We start from the raw sequence: 18,607 nt of genomic DNA, 5'->3' as shown, positions 1-18,607 counted from the left end.
GGCAGCGATGCAGCGATATCCGCTCCACATCGACGGCACACAGCGGCACCCCCGGGACGATCGCTGGATCACCAGCGACAACCCGTACACCGGTAAGCCGTGGGCAGAGATCGCGCGGGGAAACGACAACGATGTCGACGAGGCCGTTCGGGCCGCCCACTGCGCGTTCACCGAAGGCCCGTGGTCGAGCACGACCGCGACCGACCGCGGGCGGGTATTGCGCGACATCGGTGACCGCATCGCCGAGGACGCCGATCGGCTCGCCCGAATCGAAGTGCAAGACAACGGAAAACTGCTCTCCGAGATGCGTGGGCAGGTCGACTACGTCCCGCAGTGGTTCTACTACTACGGGGGGCTGGCCGACAAGATCGAGGGCACCGTGCTCCCTCTCGACAAGAAGGGCTACTTCGCCTACACCAGGCGCGAGCCCATCGGGGTCGTCGCCGTCATCACCCCGTGGAATTCGCCGCTGATGCTCCTGGCGTGGAAACTGGCGCCTGCCCTGGCGGCGGGATGCACGGTGGTGATCAAACCGTCCGAGTTCACTTCGGCATCCACCCTCGAACTGGTGAAACTTCTCGAAGAAGCGGGCCTGCCGCCGGGAGTGGTCAACGTGGTCACCGGATTCGGCGACGAGGTCGGCAGCCCCCTAGTCGACCACCCACTGGTCACGAAGGTCAGCTTCACCGGGTCCGACCTCACCGGACGCCGGATCAACGAGCAGGCCGCCCGAAGCTTCAAGCACGTCAGTCTCGAACTCGGCGGCAAGTCACCGAATATCGTGTTCGACGACGCAGACCTGGACTCTGCCGTCAACGGGGTCGTGTCGGGAATCTTCGCCGCCACCGGCCAAACCTGCATCGCCGGATCCAGGCTCCTGGTGCAGCGATCGATTCACGACAGCTTCGTCGACAAGGTCGTCGACCTCGCTCGCACCGCGCGGATGGGTGACCCCCTCGATCCGCACACACAGGTCGGGCCGATCACCACCCGGCCGCAGTTCGCGAAGGTTCTCGAATACCTCGACGTCGCCAAGCACGACGGAGCCCGGGCAGTGCTCGGCGGCTCGGCGGCGCAACGCCCCGAGTGCGGCAACGGCTGGTTCGTCGAACCCACGATCTTCACCGGCGTCGACAACAGCCACCGCCTCGCACAGGAAGAAGTGTTCGGCCCGGTTCTCGCGGTCATCCCGTTCGACGACGAGCACGACGCGGTTCGTATCGCCAACGACGTCCGGTTCGGCCTCGGTGCCGGAGTGTGGACGAGTGACATCGCCCGGGCCTTCCGCATGGCCGAGGCGATCCAATCCGGAACGGTCTGGGTCAACACCTACCGGGCAGTGAGCTTCATGGCGCCCTTCGGCGGCGTCAAAGACTCCGGTCTCGGCCGGGAGAACGGAATCGGAGCACTGGACGAATACCTGCACACCAAGAGCGTCTGGATCAACACCGGAGCCCCATCCGGCAATCCCTTCGTCATGCGCTGACGCGCCTGTGAGTACTTATTAACCGTGGGGGGTTAACAAGTACTCACGGGCGTGTGAGCGCACAGGGGTGGGCAACGCGCACCCTAGGGTGTCTGTCGAACCGCTTGCCGGGAAGGCAGTGTTGTTGTGGCCAAGGAATACTCGACCACACACCACCAAGGACACCGCATGTTTCGCCACACTGCCATTCGCGCCGGCCTGATGTTCGCCGCGGTCGCGTTCTCTCTCACCGGCGCAGCCGGAATCGCGCACGCCATGCCCGCCTCGTCCGGCACTGATGTCGCGGTGGCCTCACAGTCGGACCGCGATGCCCGCGACCGGGATCGGCGCGACCGTTTCGACGACGACGAGCAGGCCATGCTCTGCGAAGGTCAGGCCATCGTCGACCGCCCCAGCTGCTCGTCTTTGCCGTACTGATTCGCATCGATCGGACGGCCCTCCGCCGGCGCCGCTGCCGCGTTCAGTGCGGCAGCGGCGGTCGAACCGATGCGGCAGGGCGCGTATAGTCTGCTGCACGGTAACCCCGCACCCGATGGCGTCGCCCATCGGTCCGCCTACTGCGCGGGGTCTGACGATGCTCGACGAACGACCACGACGCACCCCTGACCATGCCTCACCCCAGACGCTCACAGTCTTCGTCGACGACGAGCCTGTCTCCGCAGACTCCGTCTGGCACCCGGGTGACACCGTGACCACTGCCCTCTCGTGGCTCGACGAGCAGCAGCTTCCCGCCGAGCTTCGATCACTGGCCGAGGAGGTCGAGAGTCGGAAGAACGGTGTCGGCCGAGGAGTCTTCTACGTCGACAGGTACCCGGGGTTCTCCCCTCAGCCCGTGCTGTCCGTGAGCGGAGTGGTCGCGACCATCGAGGTCGTCGCGAACCTCGAACTGCACACCGCCCAGGGCTGGAAACTGTTGCCCGCCAACGTACACATGTGGGACGTACCCGACACGGGCACGTGGCGCATGCCGAATCGGCAGTACTCGGTGCCCGGCACGTCCGGTGACCTTCGGTTCATCGAACAGCACGAGTTCATCGAGCGGTACGGCGTCACCACACCGACCTTCCGTCGCGATTCCCGATACTTCCGGGTGACTCTCTATCTGACCGAGTGAGAGCTACCGCCTACCGGAGGTCGAGCCGCACATCCCGGAACTCGAAGATGCCGACAACCCAGTCGAAGGCCGTGGGCCCGTCCTCCCTCAGCGCGCGCTCGAGATCGGCACGCACCCTCTCCCGGTTCGTCGGGTGGCACTGCGCGACGCTGCTCGAGCTAACGCGCAGTCTCTGCATACCCGAGGGCCTCGCGGGATCTGTCGCTGTTCTCCCATACGAAGAGGAAACCACCGTCATCAGGCGTGCCGTATCCACCGGTGAGGCAGTCGGCGAACGCATCCAGGTTGCGGCCGAAGTACCCGCCTTCACCGCGTACCGCTCTCCGACCACCGTGAAGACGTCGTCGAGCGTGTGGATGCGCGCGCCGTCGATCACGTACGTCACGGGTTGTCCGGTCATGGTTCGATCATTCCCCACCCGACAGGTGGAGGGTTCGTGAAGAGCTCGGACCAGCGGACCTCGGGATTCGTCGCGAGCAGTGCCCGGCGCTGCCGTTCCGTCATCCCACCCCAGATGCCGAATTCGACTCGATTGTCGAGTGCGTACGCACCGCATTCCATCAGCACCGGACAGTGCCTGCAGAGGGCGGCGGCTTTGCGTTGCGCGGCGCCTGTGACGAAGAGCTGATCCGGGTCTCCTTCTCGACACTGAGCCCGCGTTATCCAGCCGAGGTCCGCTGCGGGGTGTGCGAGGTCGTGACGCCTGTTCGGTTTGCTCATGTGGAGCCATCCCATCTCGAAGACCGAGCACAGTCAGGGCACTGGGAATGCGGGCACGGCCCGATGAATCGTGTGAAAGGTTCGGTTGCGGACAGATTTTCGCAACGCCTCGGCTCCGGCGACGAGGTGCGATCGACAATTGCACCGCTGACAGATTAACTGCACTCCGTGCCGAGCGCGCGTCGGAGATCGGCCCTGCCGTCGTGGGTGCAGACTGGATCCATGGTGTCGACGCAGCGGGAGCGGGAAGACAAGTACGAGGTGGGGCTCGAGTTCGTTCTGCCGGATCTCGAGGACGTGTTGCCTGCCGGTGGACGGATCGAGCAGGGCACGGTGAATCTGAACAGCGTCTACTACGACACGGATGACCGCGATCTGCTCCGTCAGAAGATCACGTTCCGCCGCCGGACCGGGGACGCCGATGTGGGATGGCAGTTGAAGGTCCCCGCCGACAAAGCACGCACCGAGATTCGGATGCCTCCAGGGGAGAGTGACGCGGTTCCTGACGATTTGGCGACCATGATTGCGGGTGTCGCACGGGGTAAACCTGTGCATCCGGTGGCGACGCTGAAAACCGTGAGACGCACGCAGCGACTCCTCGACCGGGACGACCGCCTGCTGGCGGAAGTGGCGGACGACCGGGTGCGCGGCGCCGTCGCCGGCGATCGCGCTGTCCTGAGTGAGTGGCGGGAGGTGGAGGTCGAACTCGGCGACGCCGGGGACGAGAAACTGCTCGGGAAGATCGGTAAGCGCCTCACCCGCCGCGGTGCGCAGCCGTCCCTGTATCCGTCGAAGCTCAGCCGTGTGCTCACCGTCGCGCACCTCGCCGTCGACGGCGGGGACACGACCCGAACGACCGTGGAAGCGGCGCTCGTCGACTATCTGGATGCTCAGGTTCAGGCGATCGTCGCCGGCGACGTGTGGTTGCGGCGCGGGCTGGACCCGGTCCACCCCACCCGCGTGGGGATCCGACGTTTCCGCAGCACGTTGCGGGTATTCAGGCGCCTGTTCGAACCGGTCGCGCGGGCAGAACTCGACGCGGAACTGTCCTGGTACGCCGGTTTGCTCGGGGAGGTGCGGGATCGGCAGGTGCAACGCGCACGGTTCGCGGATGCGCTCGCCGCCCTGCCTCCGGAACTCGTGATGGGGCCGGTTGCCGCGCGCATCGAGAACGATCTGCTCGCCGAGCAACTCCGTCAGAGAACAGAGGTGATGGCAGCGCTCGACGGTGACCGCTACCGTGCGCTGCTGGCCACCCTGGCGCAGTGGCGCACCACTCCACCGCTGACCGCCGAGGCCGGCGACGATCCCCGGGTGATCGACAAGTGCGTACGGAAAGCCGAACGCAAAGCGCTCACACGCGTCGCCACCGCAGCTGCCGACGACGACGATGCGGCCCTGCACCGCGCGCGGAAGGCCGCCAAACGGGCCCGATACGCCGCCGAACTCGCCGCACCGATTCTGGGAAAGAAGACGGCGAAGAAGAAGGCGGCACGGTTCAAGAAGATGCAGACGGTCCTCGGCGAGCACCAGGACAGCGTCGTCGCCGCGGAGACGCTCCGGACTCTCGGTGCCCGCGCCGGCGCGACGCCCGGCGAGAACGGTTTCACGTTCGGCCTGCTGTACGGCCTGGAACTGCAGAAGGCGCGGCAGGCCCGGGAGGACGCCGCCCGGCTCGCGTCGGCCTAGAAGTCGAGGTCAGCCCGCCGGAATCGGAGCGAGGTACCGCAGCGTCGGGGACGGACCTGCACCGCAGTCGACGAACCACGCGCCCCCTTTCGCGGTCGCGCCCGAGGGCGGAACGTCCGGTATCCCTCGCGACCGCGCGAACTCGGCCAGCGCGTTGAGGATCTCCCCGTGCGTGCAGAAGATTGCCCGGTCGGCGTCGGGCTCGTGGAGCGCGGAAAACAGTTCGTCGGGGGACGCGTCCGGTGCCAGCAGCGGGTGATCGTGGACAGGCAGACCGCGCGCCTCGGCGAGTGGAAACAGGGTCTGGCGGCAGCGGGTGGTGGGACTCGAGAACAGACTCGCGATCTCGATGCCGCCCAGCGCAGCGACGAAACCGTGGGCCTGCTCGTGCCCGAGTGGGCTCAGCGGTCGCTCGGCGTCGGGGCCGTGCCACAGCGTCTTCTCGCCTGCATGGGAGTGCCGGACCAGGACTAACATTCTCACCTTCTCCCGGCGCAGGGATTGTCGTTGAAGACTCCCACGCGGGACGCCAATTGGCCACCGCGAACAAAGGGTCGAAATGCTCTGCGGGGTAGCGGCACACACCCTCGACGGTCAGGTACGGAGGGAAGTGCGGATCCCGTAGATCACAGCCCCCAGCCCGAGGACGATCACACCCGAGATCACCGAGGCCAGGGGGAGGAACGCGGCGAGAACGAGGCACCCGACGGCGCCGACGACGGCAATCAGCCGCGACCACGGTTTCGCGGACAAGGTGCAGGCCGATGCGTTGGCGATCAGGTAGTAGACCAGCACCGCGAACGAGGAGAACCCGATGACGCCGCGCAGATCCGCTGTCGCGGCGAGGAGCGCCACCACCGCACCGACGGCCAACTCGGCCCGGTAGGGCACCGCGAACCGGGGGTGGACGGCGTCGAGCAGACGTGGCAGGTGGCCGTCCCGTGCCATCGCGAACGTGGTCCGTGACACCCCGAGGATCAGGGCGAGCAGCGAGCCGAGCGCGGCGATCACCGCGGCCACCCGGACCACCGGCTCGAGGCCCCCGAACCCCGCAGCGGCAACGGCCTGCGCGAGCGGATCCGTCGCGGCAGCGAGTGCGTCGGCGCCGAGAGCCGTCAGGACGGCGATCGCGACGCACAGGTACACGACGAGCGTGATCGCCAGAGCAATGGGGATCGCCCGGGAGATGGTCCGGGCCGGGTCCTTCACCTCCTCGCCGAGCGTGGCGATCCGGGCGTACCCGGCGAACGCGAAGAACAGGAGACCGGCGGCCTGCAGAACCCCGGTCGCGCCGTGGCCGGAGGTGATCTCGAGCCCGTCGAAGCCGGTATCGGAACCGGTAAGGCACACGACGACGACCACAGCGAGGACCGCGAGTACCGCGAACACGATGACCCGGGTGACCAGGGCAGACTTCTGCACACCCAGGTAGTTCACCGCCGTGATGACGGCGACGGCGATCACCGCGACGAGATGCTCACGCCCGGGCCAGGCGTAGGCGCCGACGGTCAGGGCCATCGCGGCACACGAGGCTGTCTTGCCGACCACGAATCCCCAGCCCGCCAGATACCCGAAGAACGGTCCCAGTCGTTCACGGCCGTAGACATAGGTGCCACCGGATTGCGGGTACAGCGCGGCGAGCCGGGCCGAGGAATGCGCATTGCAGTACGCGATCACCGCGGCCACGGTCAACCCGACGAGCAGGGCGCCTCCGGCGGCGGCCGCGGCAGGCCCCAGCGCGGCGAAGATTCCGGCCCCGATCATCGACCCGAGGCCGATCATCACCGAGTCGAACACCCCCAGCCGCCGGCGCAACTGTGGCGTCGTGGTCGGGTGCGCGTCGTTGCCTTCCGAAATCTCGTCACCGGCCATGCGTGGCAGTCTCCCCTTCGGACGTGCGGGTGTCGGGCACTCCAACGCTAACGGTTGTCCGGAACTGACACGTGAACCATTCGGGGTCAAGCAGTTTCGGTGCGGCGACAGGATCACGTTTCACGACCAGGGCTGCTGCGGCCGTGACGAGGGTAGGTGCGGGCATCGCGCGTAAGACACCGATAACCACGCGAAGGGGTGATTTCCGCCAACCGCTCGGACCATAATTGTTTCATCGGGAAAACGGATATCCGAAATCATGTGTAACCCGAGAATCATCGGCCGGTGAGACGCCGGGCGACAATCGAATCAAAGGTGACATCAGATGAACACGTTCGCATTGCGTACGGCGATTACCTCGGCCGCGATCGCCGCCTTTTTTGCGCTCGGTTCGGGCGTCGTAGCGGCGGCACCGGCATTTCATGGGGACCCGAACACACCCGGCTCGCAGCTCCACGTCCACGCCGACCCCAACACCCCCGCCGACAACAACAGTTACCAGTGCGGGGCGATCGGCGTCGGCGGTGCCGGAGTCGGATCGAACGCTCCGGGACAAAGCGGGCAACTCAACGGCGTCTTCTTCGGCAGCGGCCCCGTCCAGGGTGGTTGCATCGGGAATGACGGGTCGGTGCACTTCCCGTCCGGACGTGCCGAGTAGTACGCGGCGCTCGGCCTGATCCGCGCCCTGGCCGTCCGGTGCGTTGCACTCTAATTCGACATCTGTCAATATCGACGCATGTCGAATCAAAAGTTGTCGGACGGTGGTGCGTGTTGCTCGCCGCTCGCGCGTGAACCATTGACCGAGGACTGGGCCGGGGATCTGGCCCGGATGTTCAAGGCCCTCGGCGATCCGGTGCGCCTGCGCCTGCTGAGCCTGATCGCCAGCCACGCCGGCGGCGAAGCCTGCGTGTGCGATATCTCCGAGTCGTTCGACCTGTCGCAGCCGACGATCTCGCATCACCTGAAGGTGCTCCGCGCAGCCGGCCTGCTGGGCTGCGAGCGACGCAGCACCTGGGTGTACTACTGGGTGATCCCGTCGGCGCTGCAGCAATTGTCTGCTGTGCTCCTGACCGAGAGCGGCACCGCCGTACCGTCCCCGACGTGCGCCGAGGCGCAGGCATGAGCGGGCCAATCACGACCGAACACCCGGCCGTCGTCGGGAAGCTTTCCACCCTGGACCGGTTCCTGCCGGTGTGGATCGGCGTCGCCATGGTCGCCGGACTGCTCCTCGGCCGGATGATCCCCGGACTCGGGGACGCCCTGAGCGCCGTCGAGATCGACGGCATCTCGTTGCCGATCGCCCTCGGCCTGCTGGTCATGATGTACCCGGTGCTCGCGAAGGTCCGCTACGACCGACTCGACACCGTCACCGGCGACCGCAGACTGCTCATCGGATCGTTGGTACTGAACTGGGTGCTCGGTCCGGCACTGATGTTCGCCCTCGCCTGGTTCCTCCTGCCGGATCTGCCGGAGTACCGCACCGGTCTGATCATCGTCGGCCTGGCCCGCTGCATCGCCATGGTCATCATCTGGAACGACCTCGCGTGCGGTGACCGCGAGGCAGCCGCCGTCCTGGTCGCGATCAACTCGGTGTTCCAGGTCATCATGTTCGCCGTGCTCGGCTGGTTCTACCTGTCCGTGCTACCCGGCTGGCTCGGCCTCGAGCAGACCACCATCGACACCTCACCGTGGCAGATCGCGAAGTCGGTGCTCATCTTCCTGGGCATCCCGCTGCTCGCCGGCTACCTCACCCGTCGCTTCGGCGAGAAGGCCAGAGGCCGCACCTGGTACGAGAGCACGTTCCTTCCCCGGATCGGGCCGTGGGCGCTGTACGGATTGCTGTTCACGATCGTGATCCTCTTCGCGCTGCAGGGTGACCGGATCACGTCCCAGCCGTGGGACGTCGTCCGGATCGCGGTCCCGCTGCTGGCGTACTTCGCGATCATGTGGGGCGGCGGCTACGCGCTCGGCGCCGTCATGGGCCTGGGTTACCAGCGCACCACCACTCTCGCGTTCACCGCCGCGGGCAACAACTTCGAACTCGCCATCGCCGTCGCCATCGCCACCTATGGTGCGGCGTCGGGCCAGGCGCTGGCCGGTGTCGTCGGACCGCTGATCGAGGTCCCCGTCCTCGTGGGGCTGGTCTACGTGTCGCTCGCGCTCCGTTCCCGGTTCCGCGCGTCCGTTACGGAAGGTTCGCTGTCATGACCAGGCCCAGTGTGTTGTTCGTCTGCATCCACAACGCCGGCCGCTCCCAGATGGCCGCCGGGTTCCTGGCCCACCTCGCCGGTGATCGGATCGAGGTCCGCTCAGCCGGGTCCGCGCCGGCCGCGACCGTCAACCCGGCAGCGGTCGAGGCCATGGCCGAGATCGGGATCGACATCTCCGGCCAATCCCCGAAGATCCTCACCGCCGGGGCCGTCGAAACCTCCGACGTGGTGATCACGATGGGCTGCGGCGACGCCTGCCCCGTCTTCCCCGGGGTCAGCTATCGGGACTGGGCGCTCGACGATCCGGCAGGCAAGGGCGTCGACGCGGTTCGTCCGATCCGCGACGAGATCAAGGCGCGAGTCGAAGCGCTGATCGCCGAACTCGTCCCCGCCTGAGACGCGAACCGGTACGAGTCGCCGGTCAGATCGCGGTCTCCTGCGCCGACAGTGCCATCCACGTGCCGTTCTGCTTGACGAACACATCGGTGAAGCGTTCCCGGGCCAGCACATTGCCCGACTCGGTGAGGGTGTTGACGCCGTGGATCACGGCGGTGTCGCCGACGATATCGACGGTCTGCTCGGTGGCATTCATCGTGAACGCCACCGGAACGATGCTCGCGATCTCCTCGTCACGACCGAGCAGTGTGCCCTCGCTGGTGATGTGCTTGAAATCGGGACTCAGGATCGATTCGATCGTGTCGCGGTCGCCGGCAGTGATGGCCGTCAGCCACCTCGCTTCCTGAGCGAGAACCGCATCCTGCTCCTCGGTCGCGCTGACCGTTGCGGTCGCCGACACCGACGCCGATGCCGTCTCAGTCGTGGCGCCGCCGCATCCTGCCAGTCCACCGAACACCAGCATCGCGACGACGACGCCGATCGCTTTTCGTCTCATACCGTCTCCAGGTGGCCCGCGGGTTTCGGTCTCTCACAACGGTGACACACGCCGCCCCGCGCGCGGCGGAAAAATTACGGAGCCGTCCGCCTCAGAATTCGATCCTCAATGCGGGACTGGTCGGCTTCGCCTGGCAGCCCAGGATATAGCCGTCGGCGACGTCGTCGGGGTCGAGGGCGTCGGTGACTCCGGGGTTCACGGTGCCTTCCGTGAGGGTGCAGGCGCAGGCGCCGCATTCGCCTTCGCGGCAGGAGTAGGGAGCATCGATGCCGGCGTTGACCATGACGTCGATGAGTGTGGCGTCGGCGGGCCACGACAGCACGTGGGTGTCACCGTCGAGAGTCACTTCGACGGTGGCGGAGTCTGCGTCGTCGGCGGGCGTGAGACTCCGGATCGGGGCGAACGGGTCGCCGTCGAGGGACTTGAACTCCTCGATGTGCACCCGGTGCCGGCCGTAGCCGATACCCGTGAGGGTGTCCTTGACCAGCGCCATGAACGGCGCCGGGCCGCAGACGAATACGTCGCTGTCCTGACCACCGTCGGCGAAAGTCGCGAGACTCTCCGAAGTCGGCAATCCCGATTCGCTTTCGAGCCGATGCTCGACGGTCAGCCGATCCGGATACCGCTCGGTGAGGCCGATTAGTTCGGCGGCGAAGATGATCGACCCGCCGTCCCGGTTGGCGTAATACAACGCGACCGTGCCGGTAGAGGATTCGAGCACCGACTTCAGGATGGACATCACCGGCGTGATCCCGCTGCCGGCCGCGAACAGACGGAAGTGCCCGTCGAGGCGGTGGGGCGTGAACGTTCCCGACGGCGGGAGAACGTGCACGCCGTCACCCACAGCGACGTTGTCGCACAACCAGTTCGATCCGTATCCGTCGGCAGTGCGTTTGACGGTGACCTTGATGCGATCGTCGGTGAGCGGGCAACTCGCAATGGAGTAGCAGCGTGCCACCGAACCGGTGCGCTCGCTGGGGATGCGGATGGTGAGGAATTGTCCGGGTCGGTAGACGAAGCGGTCGGCGAGGTTGTCGGGTACCTCGATGACGAGGGACGACGCGTCGGGGGTCTCTTCGATCACCTCGGCCACGCGGACGGTGTATCCGAGGGATTCGGGTGCGAGGGTAGTCATGGCGGTTCCTTCGAGTCAGCACCTCAGGACATGGGGACTGACGGATGACTGCAGGCAGGGTCCGGGATGAGGGTGTTCGGTCAGCGATTTTCCGGCGCGGTCACCGGGGGTGGGAGTGCACGAAACCACACCTCGCCGAGGGCGCGGCCGAGTTCGTCGATCCGTTCACGTTTCGGGGTTGATGCGGGCAGCCCGACGTGGACGTACGCCATCTGTTCGGTCATGCATCCGAGCGATTCGGCGAGGAGGTCGAGGTCGGTCTCGCCGATCTCCCCGCGGTCGTGCAGCTTCTGCAGCCAGCGCCGGGTGCGCGAGATGAAGTCCTCACGCAGTTTCAGCCACAGTTGCTGGAAGCCCTCGTTGGCGCTGGCCGCGGCGGCCTCACGAAGCAACCGCAGGATGTGCCGGTGCCGGGAGTACGCGTGCAGGTAGGTGATGTTGACCTCGATCAACGCCTCGAGTTCGCCGCTGGTGGTGGCCTTACGGCTGGTGGCCTCGGACAGTTCCAGCAGACCGGTGTGCATCGCTGCGAGGAAGACGTCGTCGAGGTCGGTGAAGTGCCGGTAGAAGTTTCCCTGGGCGGTCTTGGCCCGGTGGGTGATGTCGGAAACCCGGGTGCGGGTGTAGCCGTACTCGCTGAAGCATTCGATCGCGGCCTGCACGATGCGCTCGCGGGTGAGTTCCCCGCGCCGGTTCGGTCGCTTGGGTGCGGGCGCGGCGGGATCGATCAGGCCGGCGTCGGTGTAGACGTCGTCGAGCGATCGCGGCGTGGCCGGGTTCTGTGTGGCCATCTCTAGTTCCTCGCCTTCCCCCGCGTTTGCGAACAAGATATCACTAACCATGACTGTTGCATCGTGCTGACCTCGCGTTATGCCCGCTCGAGGCGTTCCGCGCGCAACGGCGCCAACGGGTGATCGACCGGAACCGGGTCGGGCAGATAGCTCAGCAGTTCCGACAGATGTTCGTCCGTGTCCGCCTCGTCATCCGAGTGCAGTGCGTCCCCTTCGTACACCGAACCGGTGGCGCCGTCGACGGTCACCGTCAGCCCGGTCAGTGTCGCAACCGTGCCCGCTCCGGCACCGACCACGCACGGCAGCCCGATCTCCCGGCACACCAGCGCAGCGTGCGAGGTGCTACCGCCGAGTTCGGTGACCACGGCGACGGATTCGAACATTGCGGGGACGTCGTCCGGCGCGGTGGACGGACGCACCAGCACCACCGGCGTGCCCGCCGCCGCCAGGTCGAGCGCTTGGTCGAGGTCGCTGACGGCCAGTCCGACGGCCACGCCCGGGCCGGCAGCGGTACCGGTCGCGAGCACAGTATGGCCGGCGCGTACACCGCTGGTATTCGCAAGGCTCGCAGCCTGTTCCGCGGACACCCGGGTCAACGCCTCGGCGGGGGAGATGACGCCTTCCCGCACCAGGTCGACGGCCACGCGCACGGCGGCGCGGGGCGAGCGTTTCCCGGCCCGGCACTGCAGGATGTAGAGTCGGCCGCTCTCGACGGTGAATTCGATGTCGACGAGGTCACGGTGCTCGCGTTCGAGGGTGTCCGCGATGCGCTCGAGCTCGGGGTAGGTGGTGGGGAGAATGTCGCCGACCGTCTCCAGCGACGCAGGAGTCTTCTCCCCGGACACGACGTCCTCGCCCTGCGCCTTGGCCAGCCACTCTCCGTAGAGCACGTTGTCGCCGGTGGCGGGATTGCGGCTGAACATCACCCCGGTACCGGACCGCTCGTCGCGGTTACCGAACACCATGGCCTGCACGGTGACTGCCGTTCCCGCGCCGGTGCCGAGGTTGTGACGAGCGCGGTAGGCCTTGACGCGCTCGTTGGTCCAGGAGTCGAAGACGGCACCGATCGCCGCCCGCAGCTGTTCGACCGGGTCGGTCGGCGGCTGGGCACCGGGTGTGCCGACGACGATGGCTGCGTAGCTGTGGCAGAAGCGTTCCCAGGTGTCGTTCGCCCATTGCGGATCGCCGGTCTCCTCGGCCAGGACGGTGCACAACTCCGGGTTCAGGCCGAGGTTGAGGACGGTGTCCATCATGCCCGGCATACTCTGGGCGGCCCCGGACCGGACGGACACCAGCAGCGGGGACGGACCCGCGCCGAACCGGCGGCCGGTCTCGGATTCGAGTTTGCGCAGGTGGGTGAGCACGTCCTGCCAGATCTCGTCGGGCAGTGATCGCCCGTTGTCGTGATAGATCGAGCAGACGTGGGTGGGCAGTGCGAATGCCGGTGGTACCGGCAGGCCCATCGCCCGCATCTTGTTGACGCTGTAGGCCTTGCCGCCCAGTTCGTCCCGCGTCCCAGGGAAGGTGCCGTCGAGAGTGATCACGTCACCCGGGGGCGTTGCAGAGGAGGTCATATCGAGAGTCCTTCGAAAACGGGGGATTTGGCGGCTGCTCGGGTGGCGAAGAGCCCACCTTCGACGGGGATGTCGATGCCGTTGAGCCAGGAGGCGGCCGGGGAGAGCGCGAACGCGACCACCGCGGCGATCTCGTGCGGGTATCCGTGCCTGCCCACGGCGTCGTGTGAACGCTGCATCGCGTCGGTGCCCATGCTCGCCTCGAAGTCGGCCAGGATCGGTGTCTCCACCGGCCCCGGACTCACCGACAGCACCCGGATGCCGTGCGAGTTGAGCTTCGCGGACAGCAGTTGGGTCCAGTCGATCAGTGCGCGTTTGGAAGTGTCGTACGCGTCCGGACCCTCGACCGGGTGATCCCTCAGCCAACCCTGGAGGTCGGTGCAGTCGCGCACGCGCAGGAGTTCGTCTATCGCGTCCGGGGACTGGGTGTTGCGGTGGGCGGCAACGGAGGCGACGTTGACGATCGCCGTGCCCGCCGCCATTCGCGGGAGCAGTTGTCCGGTCAGGAGGCGGGCTCCGAGGAGGTTGACCGTCAGCACGGTCTGCGCCGCGGCCGTGCCCGGCACACCTGCGACGTTGGCCAGTCCGGCGATGTCGGGGGGCAGGGCGGCAACGGCGTCGCCGATCGAGGCGGGATCGGTGAGATCGCACACGATGCTGTGCACCGAACCGAGCGGGCAGTCGCGGCGGTCGAGGGCGAATACCGTTGCGCCGGAGACACTCAGCTGGTCGGCAAGTGCGAGGCCGATTCCCGACGCGGCGCCGGTGACGACGACGTTTCCGGTGACACTGCTTCCGGTGACACTGTTTCCGGTCATGACATTACCGCCGTCACGTCGGTGAACTCCTCGATGCCGAGGTGGCCGAGTTCGCGGCCGTAACCGGAATCCTTGACGCCACCGAAGGGGACTGTGGGCCGGTTACGGGTCCGGACCCCGTTGATCTTCACCTGTCCGACGTCGAGTCGCCCGGCCACGGCGCGAGCGCGTTCGACGTCGCCGGACCACACTTCGGCGGACAGACCGTATGCGCAGTCGTTGGCGATGCGGACGGCATCGTCGACGTCGGTGTAGATCTGCACGGCAAGGACCGGGCCGAAGATCTCCTCACGGATGGCGCGGGCGTCCTCGGGCAGGCCGGTGATGATGGTGGGATCGACGAAATAACCGGTAGGGCACGACTCGGACGGTTTTCCCGTGCCGGTCAGCAGGTGCCCGCCGGCGGCCACCGCGTCGGCGACGTGATCGAGGACGCGGTCACGTTGGCGCGCCGACACGAGCGGACCCTGTCGAGTGCGGGGGTCCGCAGGATCTCCCAGAACCTGCTGCGCGGCTGCATCTTCGAGGATGTCGACGGCGTCGGCGGCCAGGTGTGCCGGGATCAGCAGGCGGGTGGTGGCGTTACAGGCCTGACCGGAGTTCACCAGGCCGGACGTCACCGCCCCGGTGAGCGCGGCGTGCAGGTCGGCGTCGGGTAGCACCACCGCCGGGGATTTGCCTCCGAGTTCGAGGGTGCAGCGGGTCAGTGTGGCTGCTGCGAGCCCGGCGACCGCGCGGCCTGCGGCCACACTGCCCGTGAAGGAGACGTGTGCGAGGTCCAGGTGCGCCGCCAGCGCGGCTCCGGTGACCGCGCCGGTTCCGGTCACGACGTTGAACACCCCGGGCGGAAGTCCAGCCTCGAGGAAGAGCTGGGCGAGAGCGTTCGCGTCGTACGGGGTCATCTCCGACGCCTTGAGCACCACGGTCGATCCGGCGGCGAGAGCCGCCGAGACCTTGGCGACGATCTGGTGGACCGGCATGTTCCACGGCGTGATCGCACCGACCACCCCGCTGCCGCGACGGACCAGGGTGGCCCCGTCGATATCCTGCGACCACGGGAAGACGCGGGCAGTGCGGGCAGTGGCCCGCAGCACGTCGGCGGGTAGCTGCGCCTGGGTGACCTCGGCCAGCGAGATCGGCATTCCCATCTCCCGGCTGACCAGCGCGGCGATCGCCGGGCCGTCACGGGTGAGCAGATCCGCCGCACGGTCGAGCAACTCCGCCCGATCGGTGACGTCAGTGCGCCGCCACTCCGGATGGGCGGCCGCAGCCGATCGCACGGCGTCGTCGACGACGTCGGATCCGGCGTCGACGACCTCACCCATCACGGTCTCGGTGAACGGGTCGATCACCTCGATAACCGGTCCGGCCGGTACGAACCAATCGCCGTCGATCAGGCACCCTGCCCTGTCGAGTAGGTCAGCCACGGTGCCGCTCCATCGTCACGGGAAGGGACTTGATGCCGCGGAAGAAGTTGCTCTGCAGGCGCTTCGGGGCATCGACCACACTGATGTCGATGCCGCGTTCGACGAGCGCGGTGAAGAACAGCTTCGCTTCGAGGCGCGCGAGGTGCGCTCCGAGGCAGGCATGCTCACCCCAACCGAAACCGAGGTGTTCGTTCGGGAATCGATCGGCGCGAAACACATTCGGCTCGTCGAATACTCGCTCGTCCCGGTTCGCCGAGCAGAACCACATGACGACCTTGTCGCCGGCCCGGATCGACTTGCCGTGCATTTCCACATCTCGCGTGGCGGTGCGACGCATCGACAGCACCGGCGAGACCCACCGCACCATTTCTTCGACGGCGGTCCGGATCTTGCCGGGGTTCTCCCGAAGTTCCTGCCACCACTGCGGGTTCTCGTGCAACGCCAGTACACCGCCGGAGAGCAGATTCCGGGTGGTCTCGTTGCCGGCGACCATCAGGATCAGGTAGTACGCGTCGAGGTAGCCGCGGCTGAGCCGGACGCCGTCGAGTTCCGCCGCGGTGAGCACACTGACCAGGTCGTCGGCCGGGCAGGCGCGCCGCTCCTCTTCGAGGGCGCGGAAGTAGGCGAAGACCTCGTCGCGGGCGCGGACCGCGGTCTCGGGTCCCTCGGAGTAGTCGGGGTCTTCCGACGCCATCTGATTGGTCCATCGGAGTAGGTTCGGGCAGTCCTCGAGCGGGGCGCCGAGCAGTCGGCCGATCATCACCAGGGGAAGCTGCGCGGAGATTTCGGCGACCATGTCGATCGGCCCGGCGCCGACGGCCTTGTTCAGCAGCCCGTCGATGACCGCCTCGATGTCCGGGACCAGCGCCTTGACCTTCGCCGGACGCACGTGCGGCGTGACGATCTTGCGCAGCGGGCCGTGTTCGGGCGGGTCGACGTGGTGAATGCTGCGCGCACCCTCACCCTCGGCGCGGCGGCTCGCGATCTGCGTCCCCTCGGTGACGGTGAAGGTCTCGTGGTCGGAGGCGACGGCCTTGACGTCGGCGTACCGCGTCACCGACCAGAAACCCGGTCCGTTCGGCTCCGCATTCCAGTGCAACGGATCGTGTTCGCGCAGTTGCGCAAACACGTCATCGGCGTACCCGGATTCGAAGGCCCGCAGGTCCATCAGGTCGATATCGCTGCTGGTTGTCATTGGATGTCTCCCGTCACGGTCACGTTCGTTTGTGACATCTGTTTCACTAAATCACAGATCGGCCTTTTTGCAAACACCCCTTGTACGATGAGCCGATTCGCTTGTAGCCTGACCTTGATAGTGACTAACAATTCACAAAAGAGGTCTTGTGTACCCACCCGCAATCGCCGCCGAGCACCCCGATTCCCGCGCGTTCGTGATGGCCGGTTCAGGCGCCTCGCTCACCTACCGTCAGCTCGACGAACAGTCCAACCAACTGGCCCATCTGCTGCGCAGCCGGGGTGTGGCCCCGGGCGACTCGATCGTGCTGGTGCTGGAGAACCGGATCGAATGGCCCGTGATCGTCGCGGCAGGCATGCGCTCGGGCCTGTATGTCACACCGGTGAATTGGCACCTCGGCGCCACCGAACTCGCTGCCCTCCTCGAAGAGGCGTCGCCGGACGCAGTGGTGACCAGCGGTTCGCTCGCCGAGACGGTCGCCGAGGCACTCCCGGCCGGTCGCTCGGCGCTGATCCTGTGCACGGATCCCGGCACCCGGTTCGAGCACTTCGCCGCGGCGATCGCACCGCACCCGACGACACCGATCGCCGACGAGCGGTTCGGCGCCCGCGTCCTCTACAGCGGTGGCACGACAGGCAGGCCGAAGGCGTTCCGGCAGAAGCTGCTCGACATCCACCCCGCCGATGCACCCTCCCGCCACGCCGGGCTCGCCGCAGAGCTGGGCATCGACTCGGACACCGTGCTGCTGTCACCCGCCCCGAACTACCACGCTGCACCGTTCACGTTTCAGCTCATGACGATGGCCGCGGGCGGCACGGTCGTATGTATGGAACGCTTCGACGCGGCGGCGGCGATGGCCGCGATCGACGCGCACGGCGTCACCCATTCGCAGTGGGTGCCGACCATGTTGCTGCGGATTCTCCGGTTGCCGGACCGCGAGGCCATCACGCTGTCGCCGACGCACACCACCGCCTTCACCTCCGGCGCGCCGTGCCCGGTGGAAGTCAAGGAACAGATCAACCAGTGGTGGGGGCCGATCCTGCACGAGTATTACGGCGCCTCCGAGGGATACGGGCACACCTACGTCTCCGCCGCCGAATCCGCCGATCACCCCGGGTCGGTGGGCAGGCCCCTCGGTGGCACAACTGTGCACATCACCGACGACGAGGGCACACCGCAACCGGCCGGTGAGATCGGCAAGGTGTGGTTCGAGCCACCGGGATCGACCGTGTACGTGAACTCCGGCGACGACGCCGCCGCCAGCTGGAAGAGCATGGGCGACCGGGGCTACCTCGACGCCGACGGATTCCTGTACCTCGTCGGACGCGAGAGTTTCATGATCATCTCCGGCGGGGTCAACATCTACCCCGAGGAGATCGAGGCAGCCCTGCTGCGCCACCCGGACGTCGTCGACGCGGCCGTGTTCGGAATTCCCGACCCCGAGTTCGGCGAGCAGGTCAAGGCGATGGTCCAACTCCGCGAGGGGGTTTCGCCAGGCGAGGCCACGGAAACCCGGCTCATCGATCACTGCCGGGCGACGCTCGCCACCTACAAGGCGCCGCGGTCGATCGACTTCGTCGAGCGCCTGCCTCGGCTTCCGACGGGCAAACTCAACAAGAAGGCACTGCGCTCGCCCTATCTCGCCGGCTCGTAACCGGTGCACGACCCTTTCGCCGACCGAATC

The 18,607-nt window shown here is 67.0% G+C and carries 20 protein-coding genes; 9 read left to right on the top strand and 11 right to left on the bottom strand.

Annotation, left to right across the window (positions count from 1 at the left end; translation table 11 throughout):
- Positions 1 to 7 precede the first annotated feature (7 nt).
- The 3 genes from JVH1_RS20535 to JVH1_RS20525 all read left to right on the top strand — a co-directional run bounded on the left by JVH1_RS20535 (position 8) and on the right by JVH1_RS20525 (position 2,600).
- Positions 8 to 1,486, top strand: coding sequence for an aldehyde dehydrogenase (locus JVH1_RS20535; RefSeq protein ID WP_009476318.1), 1,479 nt, complete (start codon positions 8 to 10; stop codon positions 1,484 to 1,486).
- A gap of 168 nt (positions 1,487 to 1,654) precedes the next feature.
- A complete protein-coding gene (locus JVH1_RS20530) occupies positions 1,655 to 1,903 on the top strand; it encodes a hypothetical protein (RefSeq protein WP_009476319.1) in 249 nt (82 codons plus the stop codon).
- Between the two features lie 271 nt (positions 1,904 to 2,174).
- Entirely contained in the window at positions 2,175 to 2,600 is a 426-nt protein-coding gene (locus JVH1_RS20525; RefSeq protein ID WP_237735206.1) for a hypothetical protein, read from the top strand.
- 158 nt (positions 2,601 to 2,758) lie between these two features.
- Here the strand turns inward: JVH1_RS20525 and JVH1_RS20520 are convergent, their stop codons facing one another.
- Complete coding sequence (locus JVH1_RS20520; RefSeq protein ID WP_237735208.1) at positions 2,759 to 2,884, bottom strand: barstar family protein; 126 nt, start codon at positions 2,882 to 2,884, stop codon at positions 2,759 to 2,761.
- 112 nt (positions 2,885 to 2,996) lie between these two features.
- On the bottom strand, positions 2,997 to 3,320 hold the full coding sequence (locus JVH1_RS20515; protein WP_009476322.1) for a WhiB family transcriptional regulator: 324 nt from the start codon (positions 3,318 to 3,320) through the stop codon (positions 2,997 to 2,999).
- Between the two features lie 222 nt (positions 3,321 to 3,542).
- Here JVH1_RS20515 and JVH1_RS20510 point away from each other — a divergent pair, with 222 nt between their 5' ends.
- Positions 3,543 to 5,009, top strand: a complete 1,467-nt coding sequence (locus JVH1_RS20510) for a CYTH and CHAD domain-containing protein (protein ID WP_043780053.1) — start codon at positions 3,543 to 3,545, stop codon at positions 5,007 to 5,009.
- 9 nt (positions 5,010 to 5,018) lie between these two features.
- Here JVH1_RS20510 and JVH1_RS20505 read toward each other — a convergent pair whose 3' ends face one another.
- Positions 5,019 to 5,486 carry a histidine phosphatase family protein gene (locus JVH1_RS20505; protein ID WP_009476325.1) on the bottom strand — a complete coding sequence of 156 codons (468 nt, stop codon included), beginning with the start codon at positions 5,484 to 5,486 and terminating at the stop codon, positions 5,019 to 5,021.
- 117 nt (positions 5,487 to 5,603) lie between these two features.
- Entirely contained in the window at positions 5,604 to 6,881 is a 1,278-nt protein-coding gene (locus JVH1_RS20500) for an APC family permease (RefSeq protein WP_009476326.1), read from the bottom strand.
- Positions 6,882 to 7,206: 325 nt separating this feature from the next.
- Here JVH1_RS20500 and JVH1_RS20495 point away from each other — a divergent pair, with 325 nt between their 5' ends.
- The 4 genes from JVH1_RS20495 (at position 7,207) to JVH1_RS20480 (ending at position 9,487) form a co-directional block, all read left to right on the top strand.
- Positions 7,207 to 7,539 carry a hypothetical protein gene (locus JVH1_RS20495; RefSeq protein ID WP_009476327.1) on the top strand — a complete coding sequence of 111 codons (333 nt, stop codon included), beginning with the start codon at positions 7,207 to 7,209 and terminating at the stop codon, positions 7,537 to 7,539.
- A 78-nt stretch (positions 7,540 to 7,617) separates the two neighbouring features.
- Positions 7,618 to 8,004 carry a helix-turn-helix transcriptional regulator gene (locus JVH1_RS20490; protein ID WP_043780055.1) on the top strand — a complete coding sequence of 129 codons (387 nt, stop codon included), beginning with the start codon at positions 7,618 to 7,620 and terminating at the stop codon, positions 8,002 to 8,004.
- On the top strand, positions 8,001 to 9,089 hold the full coding sequence (arsB, locus tag JVH1_RS20485; protein ID WP_009476329.1) for an ACR3 family arsenite efflux transporter: 1,089 nt from the start codon (positions 8,001 to 8,003) through the stop codon (positions 9,087 to 9,089). The genes JVH1_RS20490 and arsB overlap by 4 nt, the downstream gene beginning before the upstream one ends.
- The gene (locus JVH1_RS20480; RefSeq protein ID WP_043780061.1) at positions 9,086 to 9,487 is read left to right on the top strand and encodes an arsenate reductase ArsC; all 402 of its coding nucleotides are present in this window, start codon (positions 9,086 to 9,088) and stop codon (positions 9,485 to 9,487) included. The genes arsB and JVH1_RS20480 overlap by 4 nt, the downstream gene beginning before the upstream one ends.
- Before the next feature lie 25 nt (positions 9,488 to 9,512).
- On the opposite strand, the gene JVH1_RS20475 is transcribed toward JVH1_RS20480, so the two are convergent.
- From JVH1_RS20475 to JVH1_RS20445, 7 genes are all read right to left on the bottom strand, one after another.
- Positions 9,513 to 9,983, bottom strand: a complete 471-nt coding sequence (locus tag JVH1_RS20475; protein WP_009476331.1) for a nuclear transport factor 2 family protein — start codon at positions 9,981 to 9,983, stop codon at positions 9,513 to 9,515.
- Between the two features lie 91 nt (positions 9,984 to 10,074).
- Positions 10,075 to 11,118, bottom strand: coding sequence for a ferredoxin--NADP reductase (locus JVH1_RS20470; protein ID WP_009476332.1), 1,044 nt, complete (start codon positions 11,116 to 11,118; stop codon positions 10,075 to 10,077).
- Between the two features lie 80 nt (positions 11,119 to 11,198).
- Complete coding sequence (locus JVH1_RS20465; RefSeq protein ID WP_009476333.1) at positions 11,199 to 11,909, bottom strand: TetR/AcrR family transcriptional regulator; 711 nt, start codon at positions 11,907 to 11,909, stop codon at positions 11,199 to 11,201.
- A gap of 77 nt (positions 11,910 to 11,986) precedes the next feature.
- Positions 11,987 to 13,483 carry a pyruvate, phosphate dikinase gene (locus JVH1_RS20460; protein WP_043780065.1) on the bottom strand — a complete coding sequence of 499 codons (1,497 nt, stop codon included), beginning with the start codon at positions 13,481 to 13,483 and terminating at the stop codon, positions 11,987 to 11,989.
- On the bottom strand, positions 13,480 to 14,301 hold the full coding sequence (locus JVH1_RS20455; RefSeq protein WP_009476335.1) for a coniferyl-alcohol dehydrogenase: 822 nt from the start codon (positions 14,299 to 14,301) through the stop codon (positions 13,480 to 13,482). Before JVH1_RS20455 ends, JVH1_RS20460 begins: the two co-directional genes overlap by 4 nt.
- Positions 14,298 to 15,728: an aldehyde dehydrogenase family protein gene (locus JVH1_RS20450; protein WP_009476336.1), complete on the bottom strand. Its 1,431-nt coding sequence runs from the start codon at positions 15,726 to 15,728 to the stop codon at positions 14,298 to 14,300. Before JVH1_RS20450 ends, JVH1_RS20455 begins: the two co-directional genes overlap by 4 nt.
- On the bottom strand, positions 15,721 to 16,923 hold the full coding sequence (locus JVH1_RS20445) for a cytochrome P450 (RefSeq protein WP_009476337.1): 1,203 nt from the start codon (positions 16,921 to 16,923) through the stop codon (positions 15,721 to 15,723). Before JVH1_RS20445 ends, JVH1_RS20450 begins: the two co-directional genes overlap by 8 nt.
- Positions 16,924 to 17,071: 148 nt before the next feature.
- On the opposite strand from JVH1_RS20445, the gene JVH1_RS20440 reads away from it, so the two are divergent.
- Complete coding sequence (locus JVH1_RS20440) at positions 17,072 to 18,577, top strand: AMP-binding protein (protein ID WP_009476338.1); 1,506 nt, start codon at positions 17,072 to 17,074, stop codon at positions 18,575 to 18,577.
- Positions 18,578 to 18,607 lie beyond the last annotated feature (30 nt).

The organism is Rhodococcus sp. JVH1, assembly GCF_000280725.2.
In the GTDB taxonomy this organism is placed as follows: Bacteria; Actinomycetota; Actinomycetes; order Mycobacteriales; family Mycobacteriaceae; genus Rhodococcus_F; species Rhodococcus_F jostii_A.
Note: the sequence above shows the minus strand (reverse complement) of the source record. Positions and strands in the feature narration are given on the sequence as shown.